Here is a 6,469-nt window from a genome sequence, read left to right as displayed (position 1 = left end):
CTGCGGGGCGGGCATCGCAGGCGGCCGGGGAGATGGTGCCGCTCGGCGGCTGGCGGCCGTGGTCGACGGCTCGGCGTGCTGGCGCTCGGCCGCGTTCGCCTTCGAGCCGATGGGCGCGGTGCCCACCCTCGCCGTGATGCTGGCGGCGCTGTTCCGCATCCTCGGCGGCTATGCCGCGTGGCGCTGCCTCGCTTATGGCGTCGCCGCTTCAGCGGGCGCCTATCTCGTCTTCACCCGCCTGCTCGGGGTCGGCCTGCCGGACGGCCTCCTGGCGGGCCTCCTGCCCGCGTGAGGACGCCATGGAGAGCTTTTCCCACCTCATCGACGGCTTCCGCATCGCGCTGACGCCGCAGAACCTCCTGTGGTGCTTCGTCGGCTGCTTCTGGGGCACTGTGGTCGGCGTGCTGCCCGGCCTCGGCCCACTCGCCGGCATGGCGCTCCTGCTGCCGCTCACCTATGCCCTGCCGCCCGAGACCGCCATCATCATGCTGGCTGGCATCTTCTGCGGCGCCATGTATGGCGGCTCCACCACCTCGATCCTGGTGCGCATCCCGGGCGAGGCGGCCAGCGTCATCACCTGCATCGACGGCCACGAGATGGCGCGCCAGGGCCGCGCCGGCCCGGCGCTGATGATCGCCGCCGTGGGCAGCTTCATCGGCGGCACGCTCTCCATCTTCGGCCTGGTGCTGTTCGCCCCGCCGCTGGCGGATGCCATGCTCGCGGTCGGGCCGGCGGCCGAGTTCATCCTGATGGCGGCGGCGCTGCTGGTGATCGCCTTCATCGGCTCGGGGCCGCCGCTCAAGACGCTGCTGATGATCCTGCTGGGCCTTGCTCTGTCCATGGTGGGGCTCGACCAGCTCACCGCCTGGCCGCGCTTCACCTTCGGCGCGCTGGAGCTGACCGAGGGCCTGTCCTTCGTGCCGCTCGCCATCGGCCTGTTCGGGGTGTCGGAAATCCTCATGAGCCTCGACGAGGCGCGCATCGCCGCCCCCAAGGCGCCGCGGCTTAAGGACCTGATCCCGCGCGCGACGACATGCGCGAGGCGGCGCCCGCCATGGCGCGCGGCTCGCTCATCGGCTTCCTGTTCGGCATCGTGCCGGGCATCTCGCACATCGTCTCCACCTTCGTCGCCTATGCGGTGGAGAAGCGCGTCTCGCGCCATCCCGAGCGCTTCGGCCACGGCGCCATCGCCGGCGTCGCCGGGCCGGAGACCGCCAACAACGCCACCACCGGGTCCAGCATGATCCCGCTGCTGGTGCTGGGCATCCCCGCCATCCCGGCCACCGCCATCCTGCTCTCGGCCATGATGGTGCACGGCGTGCAGCCGGGGCCGCAGCTGGTGTCCGAGCATCCGGACGTGTTCTGGGGGCTGATCGCCTCGCTCTATGTGGGCAACATCGTGCTGCTGGTGCTGAACCTGCCGTTCGTGAGCCTGTTCACCAGCCTGCTGCGCATCCCGCCCGGCGTGCTCAACCCGCTGGTGCTGCTGGTGGCGATGATCGGCGTCTATGCGGTCAACGCCTCCAGCCTCGACCTCGTGCTGATGGTGGCCGCCGGCGCCGCCGGCTACGTGCTGCGCAAGTTCACCTTCGATGTCGCCCCGCTGCTGCTCGCTCTGGTGCTGGGCGGGCGCATGGAGACCAGCTTCCGCCGCGCGCTCACCACCTCGGACGGCGACTTCGCCGTGTTCGTCTCCGGCCCGGCGGCGAAGGGGCTCATCGCCGTCATCGCGCTCGTCGTCGTGCTCCAGCTCGCCGCCCGCTTCATGGGCTGGCGCAAGGCCATGGCCTGAGGCTGGCCGGGACCAAGAAAGAAAAGGGCGCCCTGAGGGGCGCCCTTTTCCATTCTGCGGGTTCTCATTCTGCGGGGCTGTGGTGCCCGGCCGGCTCCGCGGCGAGCGGGGTCGCGCCGTGCTGGGTCAGCGGGCGGTTGCCGGAGAGCGCCCGCAGCATCACGTAGAACACCGGCGTCAGGAAGATGCCGAAGAACGTCACGCCGATCATTCCCGAGAACACCGCGATGCCCATGGCCTGGCGCATCTCGGCGCCGGCGCCCACCGACATCACCAGGGGCACCACGCCCATGATGAAGGCGAGCGAGGTCATCAGGATCGGCCGCAGCCGCAGGCGGCTCGCCTCGATCGCTGCCTGGATCGGCGTGCGCCCCGCAAACTCCAGCTCGCGCGCGAACTCGACGATGAGGATCGCGTTCTTGGCCGAGAGCCCCACAAGAACGAACAGGCCGATCTGGGTGAAGACGTTGTTGTCGCCGCCCGAGAGCCACACCCCGGTCAAAGCGGCGAACAGGCCGGTGGGCACGATCATGATGATCGCCAGCGGCAGCATGAGGCTCTCATACTGGGCGGCGAGCACCAGGAAGACCAGGAAGATGGCGAGCGGGAACACGTAGATCGCCGAATTGCCGGCGAGGATCTCCTGGTAGGTCAGCTCGGTCCATTCGAAGTCGAAGCCCTTCGGCAGCGTCTCGCGGGCGATCCGCTCCACCGCCGCCTGGGCCTGGCCGGTGGAGAAGCCGGGCGCCGCGCCGCCGTTCACGTCGGCGGTGAGGAAGCCGTTGTAGCGCATGGCCCGCTCCGGCCCGGCGGCCGAGCGCACCTTGAGCAGCGCCGAAAGCGGGATCATCTCGCCGCTCTGCGAGCGCACCTTCAGTTGCCCCACGTCCTCGGCGCGGGCGCGGAACGGCGCGTCGGCCTGGACGCGCACCGTGTAGGTGCGGCCGAACTTGTTGAAATCGTTGACGTAGGTCGAGCCCAGATAGATCTGCATGGTCTCGAACACGTCGGTCACCGCGACGCCGAGCTGGCGCGCCTTGACGCGGTCGATGTCGGCATAGAGCTGCGGCACGTTCACCTGGTAGGAGGAGAACAGCCCGGCGATCTCGGGGGCCTGCATGGCCTTGCCGAGGAACGCCTTGGTGGCGTCGTCGAGCGCCTTGTAGCCGAAGCCGGCGCGGTCCTCGATCTGCAGCTTGAAGCCGCCGATGGTGCCGAGCCCCGACACCGGCGGCGGCGGGAACATGGCGATCATGGCCTCCGGGATGGCGGCGAACTTCATGTTCAGCGCCAGCGCCAGCGCGTTGCCCGACAGGTGCGGGTCGCGCCGCTCCTCGAACGGCTTCAGCGTCACGAAGACGATGCCGGAGTTCGACGAGTTGGTGAAGCCGTTGATGGACAGGCCCGGGAAGGCGATGGCGCTCTCGATGCCCGGCTCCTTCAGGGCGATCTCGCTCATCTTGCGGATCACGTCCTCGGTGCGGTCGAGGGTGGCGCCGTCCGGCAGCTGGGCGAAGCCGACCAGATACTGCTTGTCCTGCCCCGGCACGAAGCCCGACGGCACGGCGCGGAACACGCCCACCGTGAGGGCGATGATGACGAGATAGAGGCCCATCATCACCACGCGGCGCGTGACGATGCGCCCGACGATGCCGCCATAGCCGCGCGAGGCGGCCGAGAAGGCGCGGTTAAAGCCGCGGAAGAACCAGCCGAACAGCGCATCCATCACCCGCGTCAGGCGGTCCTTGGGCGCGTCGTGGCCCTTCAGCAGCAGCGCCGCGAGCGCCGGCGAGAGCGTCAGCGAGTTGATCGCCGAGATCACCGTGGAGATGGCGATGGTGAGCGCGAACTGGCGGTAGAACTGGCCGGTGAGGCCGGTGATGAAAGCGAGCGGCACGAACACCGCCACCAGCACCAGAGCGATGGCGATGATGGGGCCGGAGACCTCCTGCATGGCCTTGTAGGTGGCGGCGCGCGGGGAGAGGCCCTCCTCGATGTTGCGCTCCACGTTCTCCACCACGACGATGGCGTCGTCGACGACGATGCCGATGGCGAGCACGAGGCCGAACAGGGTGAGCGCGTTCACCGAGAAGCCCATCACGTACATCACCGCGAAGGTGCCGACGATGGACACCGGAACGGCGAGCAGCGGGATGATGGAGCGCGCCAGGTTTGGAGGAACACGATCACCACCAGCACCACCAGCAGCACCGCCTCCAGCAACGTGTGCACCACCGCGTCGATGGAGGCGCGCACGAACTGGGTGGTGTCGTAGACGATGGCGTAGTCCACGCCCTCGGGCATGTTCTGCTTGATCTCGGCCATCACCCGCTGCACCTCGTCGGCGATGCGGATGGCGTTGGAGCCCGGCGCCTGGAACAGCGGCACCGCCACCGCCTGCTTGTTGTCGAGCAGCGAGCGCAGGGCGTAGTCGGCTGCGCCGAGCTCGATGCGGGCGATGTCGCGCAAGCGGACGATCTCGCCGCCGGTGCCGCTCTTGACGACGATCTCGCCGAATTCCTCGACGCTCGCGAGCCGGCCCTGGGCGTTGATGGAGAGCTGCAGGTCCACGCCCGGCTGGGACGGGGAGGCGCCCACCACGCCGGCGGCGGCCTGCACGTTCTGGGCGCGGATCTCGTTCACCACGTCGGTGGCGGAGAGGCCGTGCTCGGCCACCTTCTGCGGATCGAGCCACACGCGCATGGAATAGTCGCCGGCGCCGAAGATCTGCACCTGGCCGACGCCCTCGATGCGGGCGAGCCGGTCCTTCACGTTCAGCACCGCGTAGTTGCGCAGATAGGTGGTGTCGTAGCGGTTGTTGGGCGAGAGGATGTGCACCACCATGGTGAGGTCGGGCGAGGACTTCACCGTGGTCACGCCGAGGCGGCGCACCTCCTCCGGCAGGCGCGGCTCGGCCTGCGAGATGCGGTTCTGCACCAGCTGCTGCGCCTTGTCCGGATCGGTGCCGAGGCGGAACGTCACCGTCAGCGTCATGATGCCGTCGGTGGTGGCCTGGGAGGACATGTAGAGCATGTCCTCGACGCCGTTGATGGCCTCCTCCAGCGGCGTCGAGACGGTCTCGGCGATGACGATGGGGTTGGCGCCCGGATAGGTGGCGCGCACCACCACCTGGGGCGGCGAGACCTCGGGATATTCCGAGATCGGCATCGCCCGCATGGCGATCAGGCCGGCGAGGAAGATGAGCACCGACAGCACGCCCGCGAAGATCGGGCGGTCGATGAAGAACTTGGACAGGTTCATGGCACCTTCCTCCGTCGGAGGCGGCTGGACGTTGGCTGGAACGCGGAACGCGAAGGCTCCGCCCGATTGGGCGGGAGCCGCGAAAAAGGTGGGTGAGGGCCGGCCTCCGGCCGGGGGCGGTGGCCATCGGCCAGACCTCACCGACCCTCTCCCTGGGGGAGGAGAGGGATGGGAATTTCAGGTTTCTCCCACCGTCGCCCTCCGGCTTGGCCGGGGGGGCCATGCCCGGCCGGTATCCCGGCCTCGGGGTTGGATGCTCCGGTCAAGCCGGAGCATGACGGCGGCTATCGTCGCGCCGGGGCTGACGCGCTCCGGCTACTTGACCGTCGCGGCCGCCGCCTGCGTCACCCGCATGGGCACCGGCTCCGGCGTTACCTCGGCGCCGGGGCGCACGCGGTGGAGGCCGTTCACCACCACCCGCTCGCCGGGCTTCAGGCCCGCGGTGACGACCCGGAGGCCGTCCGCCGCCGGGCCGAGCGTCACCTCGCGCCAGACCGCCTTGTTGTCGGCGCCCACCACGAACACGAACTTCTTGTCCTGGTCGGTGCCCACCGCGCGCTCGCTCACCAGCAGCGCGGGCTCGGTCTTCACCTGGCCCATCTTGAGCCGAACGAACTGGCCGGGAATGAAGCGCCCGTCCGCATTGGCGAACTGGGCGCGCACGCGCACGGTGCCGGTGCGGGCGTCCACCTGGTTGTCGATCAGCTGCATGCGGCCCTCGACGGGACTGCCCTCGCCGACATTCATCAGCACCGGAATGCGCTCGATGCCGCCGTCGGCGCGCCGAGGGCGTCGAGCGCCTTCAGCACCACGCCCTCGTCGGCCGAGAAGCTGGCATAGATGGGGTCGACCGACACCAGCGAGGTCAGCATCGGCGCGCCGGGGCCGGCGGCCACCAGGTTGCCCACGGTGATCTCCAGGCGCCCGACGCGGCCGGACACCGGCGCGCGCACCTGGGTATAAGAGAGATTGAGCTGGGCGGCGCGCAGCTGCGCCTCGGCGGCGCGCTGGGCGGCGCGGGCGGCGCGCTCGGCGTTCACCCGCTCGTCGATGTTCTGCTGGGAGATGGTGCGCGAGTTGATCAGCCGCTCGCCGCGCTCCAGCTCGTTCTTGGCCAGTTCCACCCGCGCTTCGGCGGAGGCGACCTGCGCGGCGGCCTGGTCCACCTCGGCCTGGAACGGCTCGGGATCGATGGTGACGAGGAGGTCGCCGGCCTTCACCAGCGCGCCCTCGCGGAAGTGGACGGACTTCACCTGGCCGGCGACGCGCGAGCGCACCTCGACCCGCTCCACCGCCTCCAGGCGGCCGGAGACTCGGTCATAGAGCTGGGTCTGGCGCGGCTCCACCGTCGCCACCGCGACCGGTGGCGGGGGCGGGGCGGCTGGCGGACGCGGCGGCGGGGTCCGGCCTTCGCCC

At 69.9% G+C, this 6,469-nt stretch carries 1 protein-coding gene and 3 pseudogenes; 2 read left to right on the top strand and 2 right to left on the bottom strand.

Translation table 11 applies throughout. From position 1 onward, the window contains the following. The coding region (locus AC2W7M_RS17640; protein WP_486133656.1) for a tripartite tricarboxylate transporter TctB family protein at positions 1-292 on the top strand (292 nt) is incomplete at its 5' end. Next, positions 195-1,792: pseudogene (locus AC2W7M_RS17635) on the top strand (tripartite tricarboxylate transporter permease). The gene AC2W7M_RS17640 and the pseudogene AC2W7M_RS17635, both read left to right, overlap by 98 nt. A 64-nt stretch (positions 1,793-1,856) precedes the next feature. Here AC2W7M_RS17635 and AC2W7M_RS17630 read toward each other — a convergent pair. Then, a pseudogene (locus AC2W7M_RS17630) lies at positions 1,857-5,053 on the bottom strand (efflux RND transporter permease subunit). A gap of 315 nt (positions 5,054-5,368) precedes the next feature. Further along, positions 5,369-6,469 (bottom strand): annotated as a pseudogene (locus tag AC2W7M_RS17625) (efflux RND transporter periplasmic adaptor subunit); the annotation flags it as partial.

This window comes from Xanthobacter sp. BG11Y11_SDJG (assembly GCF_057364445.1).
This window is presented reverse-complemented; position numbering and strand designations above follow the sequence as displayed.